The organism is Blastococcus saxobsidens DD2, assembly GCF_000284015.1.
GTDB classification, from domain to species: Bacteria; Actinomycetota; Actinomycetes; order Mycobacteriales; family Geodermatophilaceae; genus Blastococcus; species Blastococcus saxobsidens_A.
In genome coordinates this window covers 1,934,611-1,951,095 of the sequence record NC_016943.1, presented here as the reverse complement: position 1 = coordinate 1,951,095, position 16,485 = coordinate 1,934,611, and the positions used below count along the sequence as shown (strand labels likewise).

Sequence of the window (16,485 nt, the reverse complement as noted above, 5' to 3'; positions counted from 1 at the left end):
CGCGCCGCCTCACCTCGCTATGGGGGCGTTGTTCGCGGTCTGCGGGTCCTGCAGAACTGCCAGAGCGCGGACGACACCCCCAGAGCCGTCGGTCACAGGCCGGGCAGGTAGCGCTGCAGCTCGAACGGGGTGACGTTCTGCCGGTAGGAGTTGAACTCCTCCCACTTGTTGCGGAGGAAGAACTCGAACACGTGCTCGCCGAGCGTCTCGGCCACCAGCTCGCTGCCCTGCATGGCGGTCAGCGCCTCCCCGAGGGAGACCGGGAGGTCCTCGTAGCCGGCGGCGCGGCGCTCGGTGTCGGTGAGCGACCAGACGTCGTCCTCGGCCTCGGGCGGGAGCTCGTAGCCCTTTTCGATCCCCCGCAGCCCGGCGGCCAGGATGACGGCGAAGGTCAGGTAGGGGTTGCAGGCCGAGTCCGGCGAGCGCACCTCCACACGGGCCGACTGCGCCTTGCTCGGCTTGTACGACGGCAGACGGACCAGCGCGGAGCGGTTCGCCCGGCCCCACGTCGCCGCCGTCGGCGCCTCGGTGCCGGCGAGCAGCCTCCGGTAGGAGTTGACCGTCTGGTTGGTGACCGCGGTCATCTCGCGGGCGTGGGTGAGCAGGCCGGCGATGAACTGCTTGCCGGTGGTCGACAACCGCATCGGGTCGGCCGGGTCGTGGAAGGCGTTGCGGTCGCCCTCGAACAGCGACACGTGCGTGTGCATGGCCGAGCCGGCCAGCTCGGTGAACGGCTTGGGCATGAAGGTGGCGTGCACCTGCTGGGCAAGCGCGACCTCACGGACGACGTGCCGCAGCGTCATGATGTTGTCGGCCATCGACAGCGCGTCGGCGTACCGCAGGTCGATCTCCTGCTGGCCGGGCGCGACCTCGTGGTGGCTGAACTCCACCGAGATGCCCATGGCCTCCAGCGCGAACACGGCCTCCCGGCGGAAGTCGTGCGCCACGTTGTGCGTGGACAGGTCGAAGTAGCCGCCGGTGTCGGCCGGCTGCGGGGCGCTGCCGTCGGTGGGCAGGTCCTTCAGCAGGAAGAACTCGATCTCGGGGTGGGTGTAGAAGGTGAACCCCATGTCGGCGGCCTTGGCCAGGGCCCGGCGCAGCACGTGGCGGGGATCGGCCCACGACGGTGAGCCGTCGGGCAGGGTGATGTCGCAGAACATCCGGGCGGTGTCGCTGGCCCGCCCCTCGCGCGCGGGCATCACCTGGAACGTGCCCGGGTCAGGCTTGGCCACCATGTCGGACTCGTAGACGCGGGCGAAGCCCTCGATCGCCGAGCCGTCGAAGCCGATGCCCTCGGCGAACGCTGCCTCGATCTCCGCCGGGGCCACGGCGACGGCCTTGAGATAGCCCGAGACGTCGGTGAACCACAGCCGCACGAAGCGGATGTCGCGCTCTTCCAGGGTCCGCAGGACGAATTCCTGCTGTCGGTCCATGCCCGCCATGATCCAGTCCGCTCGTTTCCGGGATGTGAAATCAGCGCAAGCGTGCCCCGTCCGGGCGTTTCGCACACGGTCCCGGGCTGCCCGATGTCCTCGCGGCCCCCGGGAGCCGGATCAGCCTTCCCAGGTGGGCGGGAACAGCGCGGTGTCCTGCCGCCGCAGCTCGTCCCGGTGCAGGGCGCTGAGCCGACCGAGGATGCGCTCCCCCTCGGCGGTCAGCACGACCCGCACCGCGCGCGCGTCCGTCGGGTGCGGCGCCCGGTCCACGAGACCCTGCGCCTGCGCCCGGTTGACCAGCTCCACGACGCTGTGGTGCCGCAGCTGCAGACGGTCGGCCAGCTCGCTCACCGTCGCCCAGTCCCGTTCGGGGAAACCCTTGAGAGCCAGCATCAGCTGGTAATGCTGCGGGGTCACGCCGTGCCGGCGCACGGTCTCCTCGCTGAAGCGCAGGTACCGGCGGATGCCGAACCGGAAGCGGGCCAGGTCCTCGAAGTCCCGCTTGCTCAGCGGCGGACCGCCGGGCGTGTCGTCGGCAGCGGTCACGCCGACATGAGACCACGGGGACGGCGCGCGGTCCCCTGTCACGCCTTGATGTATCGCGTTACGATGCATCAGCCCCGGTGGGTTCGCCGTGAGGAGGCGCTCGTGCTCAGTGACACGGAACGTCAGGCGGTGCGGCAGATCGAGGGCGACCTGCTCTCCGACCCCGGGTTCGCCCGCATGGTGCTGCCGGTCGCCGACCGCCTCCGCGGGCTCGCCGCCCCGGTGGTCGTCGGGGTGACCTCCGGCAGCGACACCGCGGGGCGCACCGTCGAGTGGGCGGCCGCGGAGGCCGCGGCCCAGCAGTGCCCGCTGCAGATTGTCCACGTGCTGCGCCTCCCCATCGGGGTGGATCCCTTCGGCATGTTCCCGGGCTTCGTCGACCCCCGGACGGCGGAGGTCACGGGCGCGCGCGTGCTGAGAGCGGCCGTCACCCGCGCACGGTCGGCGCACCCTGGCCTGGAGGTGACCGCCCACCTCGTCCAGGGCAGCCCCGGACAGGTACTGCTGCGGCAGAGCGGCGAGGCACGGCTGCTCGTGCTCGGCTGCCGGTCGACCGGGCAGCCGCGGAGCGCGCAGCGGCGGTTGCCGGGCTCCCTCGCCGCCCGGCTCAGCGCCTCGGCGCGCTGCCCGGTCGCGGTGGTCCATCGCGCGGCCGGCGCGGGCCTGCCGGACGCGATCGGCCCACGCGTCGTCGTGGGGGTCGACGGCACCCGCCGGTGCGACGCCGCGGTCGGGTTCGCCTTCCGGGCGGCGCACCAGCGCGGGCTGGACCTGACGGCGGTGCACGCCTGGGCCGCCGACCGCCCCGCCGACCTGGAAGCGGTCACCGCGCCCCTGATCGTCAGCGAGGTGGGCGCGTACGACCTCCTGCACGCCTCGCTGGCCCGGTGGCGCACCGAGTACCCGGACGTCCCCGTGGACGTCGAGGTGGTCCACCGGGATCCGACGTCCGCGCTGATCGAGGGCGCGGCCGGCGCCGCCCTCGTCGTGGTCGGGACCGGTCGGCGTGGGCCGGCCCGCGGCGCGGTGTTCGGCTCCGTGAGCCGCGCGGTCGTCGACGGGGTGGCCGGGCCGGTGGCCGTCGTCCCGCCGGCCGCCACGGTCGGCCGGGCACGCCTCGGGCTCCGGCGCCAGGTGTCGTGACCACGGCCGTTGCCGGCAGTCGCCGAACCGTCGGCGCGGGACCCGGGTGCTCCCCCGGGCGGTCCCCCACCTGGCCCTGCCCGGCGGCGAACGGCGAGACTGTGCGACGTGAACGAGCAGCCGGTGCAGTTGCGGGTGGCCATGGCCCAGGTCGACACCCGGGTCGGTGACCTGGCGGGCAACAGCGACCTCGTCCTCCGCTGGGCGGCGCAGGGGGCCGAGGCCGGCGCCCATCTCGTCGTCTTCCCGGAGATGACGCTGACCGGCTATCCGCCGGAGGACCTGGTCCTGCGGGAGTCCTTCGCCCGCGCCAGTGAACAGGCGCTGGTGGACGTCGCGGCCCGGCTGGCCGCCGAGGGGCTCGGCGACCTCGCCGTCGTCGTGGGGTACCTGGCGCACACCGAGGGCAGCGGACCGGCGCCGGTCGACGAGCCGCCCACCGACGCCGACCGGCCCTCGGACGCGAACCCGCGCCGGGGCGCCCCGCGCAACGCCGCCGCCCTCCTGCACGGGGGCGACGTCGTCGTCCGCTACTACAAGCGGCACCTGCCGAACTACGGCGTCTTCGACGAGGCGCGCTACTTCGTACCGGGCGCCGAGCTGCCCGTCGTCCGGCTGCACGGGGTGGACGTCGCCCTGACCGTGTGCGAGGACCTCTGGGTCGAGGGCGGGCCGTGCGGTGTCGCCGGCCAGGCGGGCGTCGACCTGGTCGTCTCCCCCAACGCCTCCCCCTACGAGCGGGCCAAGGACGACCTCCGGCTGCCGCTGGTCCGCCGCCGCGCGGCCGAGGCACGGGCGGCGATCCTCTACTGCAACCAGGTGGGCGGCCAGGACGAACTGGTCTTCGACGGGGACTCGATGGCGGTGTCCCCCACCGGCGAGCTGCTGGCCCGGGCGCCGCAGTTCGTCGAGCACCTGCTGACCGTCGACCTGGCGCTCGACCCGTCGGCGGTGCCGGAGCGGCGCGACGGCCGGATCGGCCCGATGACCGTCACCCGCCACGTGCTGTCCGACGAGCCGGTCGACGCCTACGAGGCGCGGCCGGCCACGGTCGCCGATCCGCTCAGCGACTGCGAGGAGGTCTGGCGGGCCCTGGTCCTGGGCCTGCGCGACTTCATCGACAAGAACGGCATGCCCTCGGTGGTGCTCGGGCTCTCGGGCGGCATCGACTCCGCCGTGGTCGCCGCCCTCGCCGTCGACGCGCTCGGCGCCGACCGGGTGCACGGCATCGGGCTGCCGTCGAAGTGGTCCAGCGAGCACTCGCTCGCCGACGCCGAGGACCTCGCACGCCGAACCGGGCTGCACTACTCGGTCGTGCCGATCGCGCCGATGGTCGACGCCTACGAGTCCTCGATCGAGCTCACCGGCGTGGCTGCGGAGAACCTGCAGGCGCGGGTCCGCGGCACGCTGCTCATGGGGTTGTCCAACCAGCACGGGCACCTCCTGCTGACGACGGGCAACAAGAGCGAGATCGCCGTCGGCTACTCGACCCTGTACGGCGACTCGGCCGGCGGGTTCGCCCCGATCAAGGACGTGCCGAAGACCCTGGTGTGGGAGCTGGCCCGCTGGCGCAACGCCGACGCCCGACGCCGCGGCGAGACCGAGCCGATCCCGAGCAACTCGATCGACAAGCCCCCGTCGGCCGAGCTCGCGCCCGGGCAGGTCGACTCCGACTCGCTGCCCTCCTACGAGGAGCTCGACGCCGTGGTCGCCGACTACGTCGACCGCGACCTCGGCATGGCCGACCTGCTGGAGCGGGGCCACGACCCCGAGGTGGTGGCGCGGGTGCTGCGACTGGTGGACGGCGCGGAGTTCAAGCGCCGCCAGTCGGCACCCGGTACCAAGATCAGCCTCAAGGCGTTCGGCCGCGACCGGCGCCTGCCCATCGCCAATAGGTGGCGCGAGACCGTGCCCACCGTCCGGGAAGGAACCAGGCAGTGAGCGAATCGGTGCTCTACGGCGGGCAGTCGACGTCGCGGGTGCGCATCCACCACCTGCAGCAGGCCAAGGCCCGCGGCGAGAAGTGGGCGATGCTCACTGCCTACGACACCTACAGCGCGGCCATCTTCGAGGAGGCCGGCATCCCGGTGCTGCTCGTGGGCGACTCCGCGGGCAATGTCGTCCTGGGGCACGCGAGCACGGTGGCCGTCACGGTGGACGACCTCCTCGTGATGACGAAGGCGGTCACGCGTTCCACGAAGCGGGCGCTGATCGTGGCCGACCTCCCGTTCGGCAGCTACGAGAGCGGGCCGCAGCAGGCCTTCGACACCGCCGTCCGCATGATGAAGGACGGCGGAGCGCAGGCGGTGAAGCTCGAGGGCGGAGCGCGGGTGGCCCCGCAGATCCGGCTGCTGCAGGAGTCCGGCATCCCGGTGATGGCGCACATCGGCTTCACGCCGCAGAGCAAGCACGCCCTCGGTGGCTTCCGGGTGCAGGGCCGCGGCGCGGGAGCGGAGCAACTGCTCGCCGACGCGCACGCGGTGCAGGAGGCCGGCGCGTTCGCCGTCGTCCTGGAGATGGTGCCGGCCGAGATCGCCGGTCAGGTGACCAAGGAGCTGTCGATCCCGACGATCGGCATCGGCGCCGGCGTGGACTGCGATGCCCAGGTGCTCGTGTGGCCCGACATGGCCGGGCTCAACGGCGGCCGGGTGCCGAAGTTCGTGAAGAAGTACGCCGACCTGCGCGGCGAGCTGCTGCGGGCGGCGAAGGAGTACGCCGACGACGTCCGCGGTGGGGTGTTCCCCGGCCCCGAGCACTCGTTCGACTGATCGCCCGCAGGGCCGAGGTGCCCTGTCGGGTGCGGACAGGTGGTGTCACGGTGTTCCATGGGCACCGCGGAGAACAAGGAACTCGTCCGGCGGATGGTCGACGAGTGCGTGAACACCCACCGGGCGGACCTGCTCGACCGGTTCGTGACCGCGGACGTGCGGGTGCATGCCGGGACGCCGGGGACGGCTCCGGCCACCGAAGGGCTGCAACAGCTCCGGGAGTCCTTCTTCCGGATCCGGACGAGTCTTCCCGACCTGCACGTCCACCTCGACGACGTCCTGGCCGAGGGCGACCGGGTGGCTGCGCGCTGGACGGGCAGCGGCACCCACTCCGGTGCGCTGGCCGGCATCGCGCCGACCGGGACGCCGGTGCGGTGGGGCGGGACCGACATCTACCGGATCGCCGGCGACCAGGTCGCCGAGTGGTGGCGGAACGACGACATGGTCTGGCTCCTCCACCAGCTGGGCCGTGACCTCACGCCGGTCTCCGGCTGAGCCGGAGCCGGCACCGCTCCCGCACCGCGAGCCGGCCGTAGCCGACGACGTTCGGCGTGAGGGCGACGGCGTAGATGCCGGCCTGCGTGCCGGTCGCGTCGACGTCCAGCCCCAGCGGGTCGAAGAGGTAGTGGCCCAGGAAGCCGCCCGCGTAGCCCGGGGCGCCGGCGCGCTCCCGCAGCCAGAGCTCGAGGTCGGTGAGCGGGCAGTCCGCGCCGGCCAGGTTCACCGCGAGGATCACCAGGGCGACGGGGGCGTGCAGTAGCACCAGCCGGGGCCACCGGAGGGCGAGCAGGGCGCCGACCAGCATGAACAGGACGGCGGCGGCGTGCACGAGCGCCACCGCCTGCGCGAGCAGCACTCCCCCACTGTGCCACCGGGCGGGGGTTGAGCGCCGGTCAGCCGCCGAGCTGGGCCAGCAGCACCCCGGGGGCCTCGACCAGCGACGGCCCGTACCAGGTGAGGTGCCGGCCGCTGACGAAGACGGGCCGGGCCTGCGGCCACGCCTCCGGCCCGTCGTCCGGCGTGAAGGCGTACGGCTCGTCCGGGAACACGACCAGCTCCGCGGCGACCGCGGCCGGGTCGTCGCGGCCCAGCTTCGGGTACCGGTCGGCGTGCCCGGCGAAGACGTTGCGGACGCCGAGCCTCGCCAGCACGTCACCGGCGAAGGTGTCGCGGCCCAGCACCATCCACGGACGCCGCCAGATCGGGACGACGGCGTCCACGGCGGGCACTGCCGGCGGGGCGGCCCAGACGTCGCGGGCGCGCTGCAGCCAGGCGGGGTCGGGGCGGCCGAGCACGCCCAGCAGGCGGCCCAGCGAGTCGAGCGCCTGCGGCACCGTGGCCGGACCCGTGACCCAGACCGGGATGCCGGCCGCCCGCAGCGCGGCGACGTCCTCGTCCCGGTTCTCCTCGGCGTTGGCGACGACCAGGTCGGGGGCCAGCTCGAGCACCCGGGCGAGGTCGGGCCACTTCGTCCCGCCGACCCGCGGTACGTCCAGGCCGGACGGATGGGTGCACCAGTCGGTGGCACCGGCCAGCAGCCCGGCGTCGGTGGCCGCGATCGCCTCGGTCAGCGACGGGACCAGCGACACGACCCGCCGTGGCGGCGGGCCGCCGTAGGCCGTTCCCCGGTCGTCCCGCAACGGCTACACGTCGGTGACGCGGATGCCGGCGTGCACCTTGTAGCGGCGGTTCACCGACACCAGGTTCACGGTGAGCGCCTCGACCTGGCGGGCGTTGCGCAGCCGGCCGGCGTAGATGCCGCGCATGCCGGGGATCCGCCCGGCCAGCGCCTGCACGGTGTCCATCGAGGCGCGGTCGTCCCCGATCACCATCACGTCGCCGTCGATGGTCGGCTGCGAGAGGTCCTCGAGGAGCGTGGCCGACAGGTGGTGGAAGGCCCCCACCACGTGCGAGTCGGGCAGCAGCGCGGCCGCCTGCTGGGCGACGCTGCCCTCCTCGACGTCGAGCACGTAGGCGCCCAGCTCGTCGAAGCCCATGGGGACGACGCAGTCGACGACGATCTTGCCGGCCAGGGGGGTCGCCAGCTCGGCCAGTGTCGCGGCGTGCCCGGCGAAGGGAACGGCGACGATGACCAGGTCGGCGGCGCCGGCGACATCGACGTTGGAGCCGCCCGTGACCGACACGGCGGCGTTCCCCGCGACCGTCGCCGCGCGCTCGGCGACCTCGGCCGCCACCTCCGCCGCGCGGTCGGCGTCCCGCGACCCGAGCAGCATCCGCTGCCCCTGGGCGGCCAGCCGCACGGCCAGCCCGCGGCCCTGCGGCCCGGTGCCGCCCAGCACCCCGACGACCAGTTCCTCGACCGCGCGACCGTCCGTCACGTCCACCCCTTCCGCGGTGCCGGACAGCCCGGCTCCTCCGGCCGATCATGCCCGGCCCCGGGGACGACGATCACTCGCCCTTCCAGCGGCGGTCCTCGGCCTCGAGCTCCTCGTTGCGCTCGGCGACCGCCTGCAGCGCGTGCTCGGCCTCCTGCCGGGTGTCGTACGGGCCCAGCCGGTGGCGCTCGGCACAGCCGTCCCGCGGCTCCACCGCGTCGTGCTTGAGACAGAAGAACCAGGGCCCCTCGGCCATGTGCCGCTCCTTCGCTCGTCGTCGTGCTCCCCAGCGTGGCATCCGCGGGCGGAGACCGCTCGGGTGACGACCACGACGATGGCACCGGACCGCCGGCGACCGACCATGATCGGTCGACACTCACCTCATCGCGTACCAGACGGTGACGGATAACCGGTCGGTCGTGCATCCTGCTGCAGTGATCGACCCGGACCGACGCGCCCCTGACCTCGGCATCGGCGCTCCGGAACCGGCCGTGGCCGACCGGGTGGAGCGCGAGGTCGCCGCCCTCACGCTGGCCGTGCTGCTCGTCGTCGGTGCCCTCATGGGCTCGATCAACCTCTTCGTGGACGGCGTGCTCCGTGCGGGCGCCGGCCGGTGGGCCTACGGCGGGACCATGCTGTTGCTGCTGTCCATCGCCGTCTCCCTGGCGGTGCGCGGCCGGGTGGGGGGCGGGCACACCTTCGCGCTCGTGCTCATCGGCGACCTGATCTACCTCGTCGTCGTGCTCTGCATCGAGGATCCGCTGCGGTACGCCACCCCGCTGATGCTGCTGTTCCCGGCACTCGTGGCGGCCTGGTTCCTCGGTCTGCGGCAGCTCTGCGTGCACATGGTGGCGACGGCGGTGGTCTGCCTCGCGGCGCTGTGGCCGAGCTACGACAGCGCCGTCGGGCTCGGCGTCCAGGTCGGGGTGAACGCCGGCACGCTGAACGCCGCAGCGGTGGGGGTCTTCCTGCTGCGCCGGCGGGTGCAGCGGCTGCTGGTGGCCACCGAGACGCTCAGCCGCCTCGACCCGCTGACCGGGCTGTTCAATCGCCGGTACCTCGTCGAGCAGGCGCCGCGGCTGTGGGGCCAGGCGCGCCGGGACGCCACCCAGGTGAGCGCCATGGTGCTGGACCTCGACCACTTCAAGCGGCTCAACGACGAGTTCGGGCACGCCGTGGGCGACTCGGTGCTGGGCGCCGTCGCACGGTCGCTGTCGGCCACCGTGCGCCCGGCCGACGTCCTGGCCCGTACCGGCGGCGAGGAGCTGGTCGTGCTCGGCGCGGTCACCGACCTGACGGAGGCGATCCACCTCGCCGAGCGACTCCGGGCGGCCGTGGCCGAGAGCCACGGCGCGGAGGAGCACGCGGTGACCGCCTCGGTCGGCCTCGCCGTGGCCCGCCCGGTCGACGGCGAGGACCCCGTCGCGGCGCTGTGGCGGCTCGTCGACCGGGCCGACGTCGCCATGTACGAGGCGAAGCGGACGGGACGGGACCGGGTGTGCACGTCCGCTCGGTCCCCGGAGCCGGAGCAGACGACCGTCTGCTGACGGCGCTGTCGCACGACCGGGGGACGGCGACGGCCGCGCTCACCGTCTCGACCGGTGGGTTCGGCAGTTCTCTGCTTCGCTCTAGGGCATGTCGCTCGTCGCGCCTGATCCGACGCGAACGGTCCCGCTGCCGCTGCGGGAGCAGGCCGACGTGCGCGACCGGTGGCTGACCGAACGGCTCCTCGACGTGCTTCCCGGGCTGATGGACCGGGCCGGCATCGACCTGTGGGTGGTGATCGGCCGGGAGTACCACGAGGACCCGGTCCTGGCCACGCTCCTGCCGGCCACCTGGCTCTCGGCCCGGCGGCGGACCATCCTGCTGCTGCACCGCAGCGACGACGGCGTCACCCCGGCGGCGGTCTCCCGGTATCCGGTGGGGCAGTTCCTGCCCGCGTGGACGGCCACGCGCGCCACCGGGCGCTCCACCGAACGCGCCCAGTGGGCGGAGGTGCGGCGGTTCGTGGAGCAGGCCGATCCGCGCCGCATCGGCGTCGACGTCTCCGAGCGGTTCGCCCTGGCCGACGGGCTGTCGCACACCGACCACCGCCTGCTCACCGAGGCGCTCGGGCCCTACGCCGAGCGGTTGGTGCCGGCCGAGGAACTGGCCGTCGGGTGGCTGGAGACCCGGCTGGCCGAGGAGATCGCGGTGCTGCACGGGCTCAACCGGCTGGTGCACGAGGTCATCGCCGAGGCGTTCTCCCCGGACGTCGTCACGGTCGGGACGACGACGGCGTTCGACGTGGCCTGGTGGATCCGGCAGCGCTTCCACGATCTGGGCGTGGAACCGTGGTTCCAGCCCACGGTCGTGCTGCAGCGGGCAGGGGTGCCCCTGACCGAGGAGCAGGGCACGCTGCTGCCCGCGGTCCCCTACGACGCCGTCGTCCGGCCCGGTGACCTGCTGCAGTGCGACGTGGGGCTGACCAGCCTGGGCCTGCGGACCGACACCCAGCGCAACGCGTACGTGCTCCGCCCGGGTGAGACCGCCGCCCCCGACGGATTGCGCGCCGCGCTGCGGACCGCCAACCGGCTGCAGGAACTCACCACCGCCGCTCTCGTGCCCGGCCGCACGGGCAACGAGGTGCTGACCGCGGCCCGGACGGCCGCGGCCGCCGAGGGGATCGACGGCGACGTCTACTCGCACCCGATCGGGTACCACGGCCACGGCGCCGGACCGGCGATCGGGCAGTGGGACGAGCAGGGCGGCATCCCCGGCGCCGGCGACTACCCCGTGCACCCCGACACGGCGTACGCCCTGGAGCTCGCGGTGCGCCGGCCGGTGCCCGAATGGGGCGGCCAGTGCGTGCGGCTGGGCCTCGAGGAGGGCATCGCGCTCACCGACGACGGCGTGGCGTACCTCGACGGCCGGCAGACCGAGTTCCTGCTCATCGGCTGACGCACCGGCGGTCCCGCGCAGGGACCGCCGGTGGGTGAGCTACTTCTTCCGCGCGGCGGCGGTCTCCTTGTCGTTCGCCTTCTCGATGGCGTCGACCAGGTCCTTCTTCTTCATCTTCGACCGGCCGGAGATGTCGAGCTTCTTGGCCACGTCGTAGAGGTGGGACTTCGACGCCTTGGCGTTCACGCCGCCCTTGGTCTGCTTTCCGGTGCCGCGGCCACCCTCGGCCTGCTCGTCGGAAGGCCCCTTCTTCCCGCCGGGCTTCTTCTCCCAGTGGTCGCCCACCTTCTCGAACGAGTGCTTCACCGCCGCCCAGGCCGTCCGGTTGGCGCGCTCCTCGTCGTCGTACTCGTCGACCGCGGAGTCGTAGGCCTTCGTGAACGTCCGCTGGGCCTTCTTCTCCGACCGGCGCAGGGTGCTGGGCAGCTCCGACTGCTTCGCCGTGCCCTTCTTCGTGGTCTTCGGCATCGCTTCTCCTCTCGGGTCCTGCGGGCCCTACCCGGAACGGCGAAGATGATCACATCGCGGAGAAACGCCGACGGGCGCCCCGGCCGGATCATCCCGCCAGGTACCGGCCCCAGTGCGCCCGCTCGTCGTCGGTCAGCGGCCGGCTGGCGTTCGCCGCGAAGTCGAACACCACCAGGACGACGTCGGCGCGGATCGCCACCTCGCCGTCCTGGGCCAGCTCCTGCCACATCGTGAACGACTTGCTGCCCAGCCGGGTCACCCAGCTGTGCACGCAGAGCTCCTCCCCGACCCGGTAGTAGAGCTGGCGCAGGTAGTCGACCTCGAGGCGGGCCAGGATCAGCCCGCCGCCGGCGTGGTCGTCGCCCAGCGCCAACCGCGCGTCTTCGAGAAGACTCAGCGCCCGCGCGTGGTTGACGTGACCCAGCATGTCCGGGTCCGACCAGCGCAGCCGGACCGGGTGCTCGTGCCGCACGTCAGGGCTGGTCCGCGGTCTCGGCGGACTGCCGGTGCGCCCCCTGGGCGTCATTCGGGTCGGGGTGCACCGTCCGTTCCTCCGACTCGGCGAGGATGACCTCCGCGGCGACCTCCTCCATGCCGCTGCCGCGCAGCCCCTCCTCCTCCGGCAGCAGCTGCGACCGCGTCTCCACGTTGCCCTCGGTGACGTTGTCCAGCGCCTCGGGGCTGGGCTTCTTCTGCGTGGTCACCTCAGAACCGCTGCTGCCCGGTGCCCAAGCCGAGCGCCTCGGCGACCTCCTGGACGTTCTCGAACTGCCGGCCTGCGGGCAGCCGCTGCAGGTCGGAGAGGACGCGGTCGTCAGCGGGCCCCTCCTGCGCCTTGGCGATGAGCTGATCGCGGTCGGCCGGCCACACCTCCTTGCCCAGGGCCTCGGCGATCGCTGCGCGGCGCTCGATGTCGCCCTGGCCGGTTCCGGGGCTGGTGGCGGGCTGGTGCGGGTCGGTCACGAGATCTCCTCGGGTCGTTCGGTGCAGGTCCGGGTCACTGGGCCGACGGGGTGGAGGCGTCGGTGTAGCGGAGGATCGCGGCCACCGGCTCGTCACCGGGCAGCGCAGCCTTCGGGACGACGAGCACGCCGGCCGCACTGGCGACCGCTGCGGCGACGAGCGCGGCGCCGGCCGGGACCACCTCGCCGTGGACGCCGAGGGCGTCCATGTCCTGCTGCTTCACACCGAGCTCCAGCGGGCCGTTGCCGACCAGGAGCGTCGCGTCGTCCTGCTCGTCGCTCAGGACCAGCGTCTCGACCTGTCCCTTGCGCAGCGCCTCCACGACGGCCGGGGGGCCGGTGACCGCGAGCCCGTGGGCGCCGGCGCCCTGCACCTGTTCGACGGCCGTGGCGATGTCGCGGGCCTCGTGCTCGGCGAGCAACTCCGCCGTCCGCCGCTCGACCGGCTCCCGGTCGGCGCCGGCGGCGCGGCCACCCTCGTCCATGGTGACGACGAGGTCGGACCACACGCCGCTGGCGCGGTCGCTGAGGATCTGCCGGGCGCGGACGTCGCCGGCCAGGAGCACGAAGCGCGGCTGGAGCCGGCGGACGAGGGAGTCGATCTCCTCGGCCACCTTGTCGGCGTTGTCGATCCACTGGTTCTCGGCCGTCTCCATGTACCGCCGCTGGGACCAACCGCCGACCCCGAGCTTGCGCATGTGGAAGGTGTCGCCCTCCACCTGCCGCTCCTCGTCGGGCTGGTCGGCGAGCCCGGCGACGGTGATGTCGGCGCCCACGCGGTCGGCGACGACCACGACGTGCGGCACCCGGCCGGCGAGCTGGCGGAGCACGGGCAGGAGCTCGGGCTGGGGCGCCCACCGGGCCGTCTCGCGGGCCGGGGTGTCGGCCAGCACCTGGTCCAGCACGACCGATCCGTCGGCGGCCACGACGAGCGCCCGGCCTTTCAGCGTGCCCGCCTCGCCGCCCTCGTTGCCCTCGGTGAGCCGGGCGCGCACGGCCTCGACCACCGCCTCGGGGGCGCCCTGCTCGGTCAATTGCTCGGTCAGCGCACGTACCCGCAGGTCCAGCTCCGCGTCGGCGTTCTCGGTGGTGTGGGTGACGTCGGCACACACGGTGGCGTAGGGCCCAGCGGCGGCGAACACCGGCTCCAGGAAGGACACGTCCATGTCGGGGGGACAACTCCTCGGTCGATCGGGGTGCTCGGGGGCGGGGCGGCAGACGGCCGCAACTCCCGCAGACCGCCGCCTACCCACCGACCGGGGCCTCACACCCGGTGTCGGATCCGAGGAGGCCGGGTAGGCGGCTCCCGACCGGAGAACCTCTCGAGAGGATGAGCGATGACCGTGCGCGACGATCTGCCGTTGCCCGACTACGACCACCTGCCCGTGGGTTCGCTGACGTCCCGGATCCGCACGCTGGGAACCGAGGACCTCAAGACGCTGCTGGACTACGAGCGTGCCCACGCCAACCGCATGCAGGTGGTGTCCGCGATGGACCACCGGCTGAAGGGACTCGCCGAGGGCGCCCAGCCCTCCGATGGCGACCCCGCCGCGCCCACCCCCGAGGCCCCGCCGGCGGCGTCGGGTGGCTCCAAGGTGTCCGAGTCGACGACCGGGCCGAAGATGAACCCGCCGTCGCAGGGCGACCCGACCAACCCGGCCCAGCCCCGCTCGACCGGCTGACCGGCCCGCCCCCACCGGGCCCACCGCGCCACCGGGCCCCGCGCCCACCGGGCATAGGAGGCTATGCCTACGGATTCGGACGCCATCCCATAGGCAGAGCCTCCTATGCCCTCGCGCGGGGCGGGGGCTACGCGCAGACTGCCGGGCCGGCCCCGACGAGCTCGATGGTGACCTTCCGGTTCTGCGCAGCCGCCGCTGGGTCCAGCGTGCCGCTCCCGTCCCGGTCCTGGACGTAGCCGGGGAAGTCGCTGCCAAGCCCCACGACGGTCATGCGCTCGGCCGGCACCCCCAGTCCGCCCAGGAGATCGGCGACGGCCTGGGCACGCTGCTCGCTGAGCTGCCGCTGCCCTTCCTCGTCCCCGACGTCGGCGGTCGTCCCGGTCAGCGTTGCAGTGACGCCGGCGGCTTGCATCCGGTCGGCGATCGGCTGCAGCTTCGCCGCCGCGGCGGCGGCGTCCTGGAACGCCGCGGTGTCGGCCTGGAACGAGACGTCGCCGCCGCCCAGGACCACGGTGTTCGCCGTGCAGGTGAGCCCGCCGCCCGGGCTGACCACGCTCACCGGGGGAAAGCCCGGTGCGGGCTCTCCCTCCAGGGGTGACCGCTCGACGTTCACGTCGAGCGCACCGGCGGCGAGGCCGATCGCGGTCCACAGCTCGACGAGCTGGTCGCGGGTGACCCCGGACAGGGCGGGCTGCGGAGCGGCGGTGTCCCCGAGGCCCTGGAAGACCAGGTGCACCCCGCGGAGGTCCGGGAGAGAGCCGGCGGCCTGCAGGCTGGCGACGACGTCACCCGGGTCGGCGTCGAGCAGACCCGGCCGCCGGAAGTCCAGCGGCCCGGCCGTGGACAGGCCCGAGTCGGCCACCAGGACGACCCGCTTGCCCGGTGCGGACGCGATTTCCCCGGCGGCCATCCCCAGCGCGGCGAGCAGGTCGGCCTCGGGGCTCCTGGCCGCCGCCGAGGCGATGGAGTTCCTGAGCTGCTGCAGGTTCTCTGCCTCGCTCGCCTGCCAGGCCGCGCTGTCCTCCCCCACGGTCTCCAGCTGCGTGGTGGCGAGCACGAACGGAGCGCCGTCGGCCACCACGAAGGACACCCGGGCCTGCGTGTCCACGGCATTTCCCAGGACCTGGCCGGCGACGCCGTCGAGGTCCACGGGAGGCATGTTGCTGCGCGCGCCGACGACCACCGCCAGCGCGCCGGTGGGCTCGCCCGGTGGGACGTCCGCGCAGCCGGCCACCGCCGTGCTGACGACGAGGGCACCGGCCGCGGCCAGCAGCCGCCGCACGAGGGCCGGCCCCGTCCTGGATCCGCCGGCGCGCCTCATCGGGAGAACGCCCCCATGATGTCGATGACCGCGGGTCCCATGACGACGATGAACAGCGCCGGCAGGATGAACAGGATCAGGGGGAAGATCACCTTGACCGGGATCTTCATCGCCTTCTCCTCGGCCCGCTGGCGGCGCTTGAGCCGCATCTCGCCCGCCTGGGTGCGCAGCACGTCGGCGATGGAGACCCCGTAGGCGTCGGCCTGCAGGACCGCGCGGACGAACCGGCCGAGATCCTCGACCTGCGTGCGCTCGGCCAGCGCCAGGTAGGCGTCGCGGCGGGGCTGACCGACCCCGATGTCCTGCAGCGTCCGCACGAGCTCCTCGGCGAGCGGGCCCTTGCCGTTCCGGGCCGCCTGGGACATCGCCGACTCGAAGCCGAGCCCGGCCTCCACCGCGATCGTCATCTGGTCGAGGGTGTCGGCCAGCTCGACGGCGATCTTCTGCTGCCGCTCCTGGCCCCGGCTGTGCAGGAGCAACTCGGGCACGAAGTAGGCGAGGACGGCGAAGAACGCGACGAGCAGCCATCCGATGACGCCGGGTGAGCCGGTGAGGAACAGGAAGCCGAGGGCCACCGTGATCGCCAGCAGGACGAGCTTGGCGGCCAGCAGCTTCTGCACCGGCCACTCGGCCGGGTACCCGGCCCGGGCCACCAGTCGCTGCAGGCGGGCAGTCGTGCCTCCCGGCGTGAGCAGCCCGACGAGGGAGGTCGCCGAACTCCGGCGGGGGGCGGCGACGACCGGCCCGGCGGCCTGCGGCAGGCCGCGCAGGAGGTTGGCCTGGGTTGCGGCCACGGCCGCATCAGGCCGGGCGAGCACGGCCCAGCCCAGCAGCAGGACAGCGGCGACCACGAGGAAGGCCGCACCGTAGAGAGTGAACACGG

At 73.6% G+C, this 16,485-nt stretch carries 20 protein-coding genes; 7 read left to right on the top strand and 13 right to left on the bottom strand.

All coding sequences use genetic code 11. The features are described 5' to 3' along the window. Positions 1-92 precede the first annotated feature (92 nt). Together BLASA_RS09195 and BLASA_RS09190 are read right to left on the bottom strand one after the other, a co-directional pair. A complete protein-coding gene (locus BLASA_RS09195) occupies positions 93-1,433 on the bottom strand; it encodes a glutamine synthetase family protein (RefSeq protein ID WP_041776318.1) in 1,341 nt (446 codons plus the stop codon). Between the two features lie 120 nt (positions 1,434-1,553). Then, the gene (locus tag BLASA_RS09190) at positions 1,554-1,982 is read right to left on the bottom strand and encodes a MarR family winged helix-turn-helix transcriptional regulator (RefSeq protein WP_014375840.1); all 429 of its coding nucleotides are present in this window, start codon (positions 1,980-1,982) and stop codon (positions 1,554-1,556) included. Between the two features lie 102 nt (positions 1,983-2,084). Here BLASA_RS09190 and BLASA_RS09185 point away from each other — a divergent pair, with 102 nt between their 5' ends. The 4 genes from BLASA_RS09185 (at position 2,085) to BLASA_RS23420 (ending at position 6,388) form a co-directional block, all read left to right on the top strand. Then, a complete protein-coding gene (locus BLASA_RS09185) occupies positions 2,085-3,125 on the top strand; it encodes a universal stress protein (RefSeq protein ID WP_014375839.1) in 1,041 nt (346 codons plus the stop codon). Between the two features lie 108 nt (positions 3,126-3,233). After that, positions 3,234-5,066 (top strand): NAD+ synthase, encoded by a 1,833-nt coding sequence (locus BLASA_RS09180; protein WP_014375838.1) that lies wholly within the window; start codon positions 3,234-3,236, stop codon positions 5,064-5,066. Next, on the top strand, positions 5,063-5,893 hold the full coding sequence (gene panB, locus BLASA_RS09175) for a 3-methyl-2-oxobutanoate hydroxymethyltransferase (protein WP_014375837.1): 831 nt from the start codon (positions 5,063-5,065) through the stop codon (positions 5,891-5,893). The genes BLASA_RS09180 and panB overlap by 4 nt, the downstream gene beginning before the upstream one ends. 57 nt (positions 5,894-5,950) lie before the next feature. Further along, positions 5,951-6,388: an ester cyclase gene (locus BLASA_RS23420; protein WP_014375836.1), complete on the top strand. Its 438-nt coding sequence runs from the start codon at positions 5,951-5,953 to the stop codon at positions 6,386-6,388. Here the strand turns inward: BLASA_RS23420 and BLASA_RS09165 are convergent. The 4 genes from BLASA_RS09165 to BLASA_RS09150 all read right to left on the bottom strand — a co-directional run bounded on the left by BLASA_RS09165 (position 6,369) and on the right by BLASA_RS09150 (position 8,485). Beyond that, positions 6,369-6,749, bottom strand: a complete 381-nt coding sequence (locus BLASA_RS09165) for a DUF2784 domain-containing protein (protein WP_014375835.1) — start codon at positions 6,747-6,749, stop codon at positions 6,369-6,371. The genes BLASA_RS23420 and BLASA_RS09165 overlap by 20 nt on opposite strands. A 37-nt stretch (positions 6,750-6,786) precedes the next feature. Further along, positions 6,787-7,533 (bottom strand): helical backbone metal receptor, encoded by a 747-nt coding sequence (locus BLASA_RS09160; RefSeq protein WP_051004932.1) that lies wholly within the window; start codon positions 7,531-7,533, stop codon positions 6,787-6,789. A gap of 3 nt (positions 7,534-7,536) precedes the next feature. Continuing rightward, the gene (npdG, locus tag BLASA_RS09155; RefSeq protein WP_014375833.1) at positions 7,537-8,232 is read right to left on the bottom strand and encodes an NADPH-dependent F420 reductase; all 696 of its coding nucleotides are present in this window, start codon (positions 8,230-8,232) and stop codon (positions 7,537-7,539) included. A 70-nt stretch (positions 8,233-8,302) separates the two neighbouring features. Further along, entirely contained in the window at positions 8,303-8,485 is a 183-nt protein-coding gene (locus tag BLASA_RS09150; protein WP_014375832.1) for a hypothetical protein, read from the bottom strand. Positions 8,486-8,663: 178 nt separating this feature from the next. On the opposite strand from BLASA_RS09150, the gene BLASA_RS09145 reads away from it, so the two are divergent. Both BLASA_RS09145 and BLASA_RS09140 read left to right on the top strand, forming a co-directional pair. After that, on the top strand, positions 8,664-9,776 hold the full coding sequence (locus BLASA_RS09145; protein ID WP_014375831.1) for a sensor domain-containing diguanylate cyclase: 1,113 nt from the start codon (positions 8,664-8,666) through the stop codon (positions 9,774-9,776). Between the two features lie 88 nt (positions 9,777-9,864). Next, positions 9,865-11,169 carry a M24 family metallopeptidase gene (locus tag BLASA_RS09140; protein WP_014375829.1) on the top strand — a complete coding sequence of 435 codons (1,305 nt, stop codon included), beginning with the start codon at positions 9,865-9,867 and terminating at the stop codon, positions 11,167-11,169. Positions 11,170-11,208: 39 nt separating this feature from the next. On the opposite strand, the gene BLASA_RS09135 is transcribed toward BLASA_RS09140, so the two are convergent. From BLASA_RS09135 to BLASA_RS09115, 5 genes are all read right to left on the bottom strand, one after another. Further along, a complete protein-coding gene (locus BLASA_RS09135) occupies positions 11,209-11,637 on the bottom strand; it encodes a ChaB family protein (protein ID WP_014375828.1) in 429 nt (142 codons plus the stop codon). Between the two features lie 88 nt (positions 11,638-11,725). Then, positions 11,726-12,109, bottom strand: a complete 384-nt coding sequence (locus BLASA_RS09130) for an acyl-CoA thioesterase (protein ID WP_014375827.1) — start codon at positions 12,107-12,109, stop codon at positions 11,726-11,728. A 1-nt stretch (position 12,110) separates the two neighbouring features. Then, a complete protein-coding gene (locus tag BLASA_RS09125) occupies positions 12,111-12,341 on the bottom strand; it encodes a hypothetical protein (protein ID WP_014375826.1) in 231 nt (76 codons plus the stop codon). 1 nt (position 12,342) lies between these two features. Continuing rightward, positions 12,343-12,600 carry a DUF2795 domain-containing protein gene (locus tag BLASA_RS09120; protein ID WP_014375825.1) on the bottom strand — a complete coding sequence of 86 codons (258 nt, stop codon included), beginning with the start codon at positions 12,598-12,600 and terminating at the stop codon, positions 12,343-12,345. A 34-nt stretch (positions 12,601-12,634) separates the two neighbouring features. Continuing rightward, the gene (locus BLASA_RS09115; RefSeq protein ID WP_014375824.1) at positions 12,635-13,765 is read right to left on the bottom strand and encodes a Vms1/Ankzf1 family peptidyl-tRNA hydrolase; all 1,131 of its coding nucleotides are present in this window, start codon (positions 13,763-13,765) and stop codon (positions 12,635-12,637) included. A 171-nt stretch (positions 13,766-13,936) separates the two neighbouring features. Here BLASA_RS09115 and BLASA_RS09110 point away from each other — a divergent pair, with 171 nt between their 5' ends. Continuing rightward, positions 13,937-14,281: a hypothetical protein gene (locus BLASA_RS09110; protein WP_014375823.1), complete on the top strand. Its 345-nt coding sequence runs from the start codon at positions 13,937-13,939 to the stop codon at positions 14,279-14,281. Positions 14,282-14,408: 127 nt separating this feature from the next. Here the strand turns inward: BLASA_RS09110 and BLASA_RS09105 are convergent, their stop codons facing one another. Both BLASA_RS09105 and BLASA_RS09100 read right to left on the bottom strand, forming a co-directional pair. Further along, positions 14,409-15,563 (bottom strand): OmpA family protein, encoded by a 1,155-nt coding sequence (locus tag BLASA_RS09105; protein ID WP_041775691.1) that lies wholly within the window; start codon positions 15,561-15,563, stop codon positions 14,409-14,411. 35 nt (positions 15,564-15,598) lie between these two features. Next, complete coding sequence (locus BLASA_RS09100) at positions 15,599-16,483, bottom strand: type II secretion system F family protein (RefSeq protein WP_014375821.1); 885 nt, start codon at positions 16,481-16,483, stop codon at positions 15,599-15,601. Positions 16,484-16,485: the final 2 nt, after the last annotated feature.

Coding starts and splice junctions, on each gene's coding strand:
- BLASA_RS09195 (WP_041776318.1), bottom strand. CDS start 1,433: ATGGACCGACAGCAGGAATTCGTCCTGCGGACCCTGGAAGAGCGCGAC.
- BLASA_RS23420 (WP_014375836.1), top strand. CDS start 5,951: ATGGGCACCGCGGAGAACAAGGAACTCGTCCGGCGGATGGTCGACGAG.
- BLASA_RS09150 (WP_014375832.1), bottom strand. CDS start 8,485: ATGGCCGAGGGGCCCTGGTTCTTCTGTCTCAAGCACGACGCGGTGGAG.
- BLASA_RS09140 (WP_014375829.1), top strand. CDS start 9,865: ATGTCGCTCGTCGCGCCTGATCCGACGCGAACGGTCCCGCTGCCGCTG.
- BLASA_RS09135 (WP_014375828.1), bottom strand. CDS start 11,637: ATGCCGAAGACCACGAAGAAGGGCACGGCGAAGCAGTCGGAGCTGCCC.
- BLASA_RS09115 (WP_014375824.1), bottom strand. CDS start 13,765: ATGGACGTGTCCTTCCTGGAGCCGGTGTTCGCCGCCGCTGGGCCCTAC.
- BLASA_RS09110 (WP_014375823.1), top strand. CDS start 13,937: ATGACCGTGCGCGACGATCTGCCGTTGCCCGACTACGACCACCTGCCC.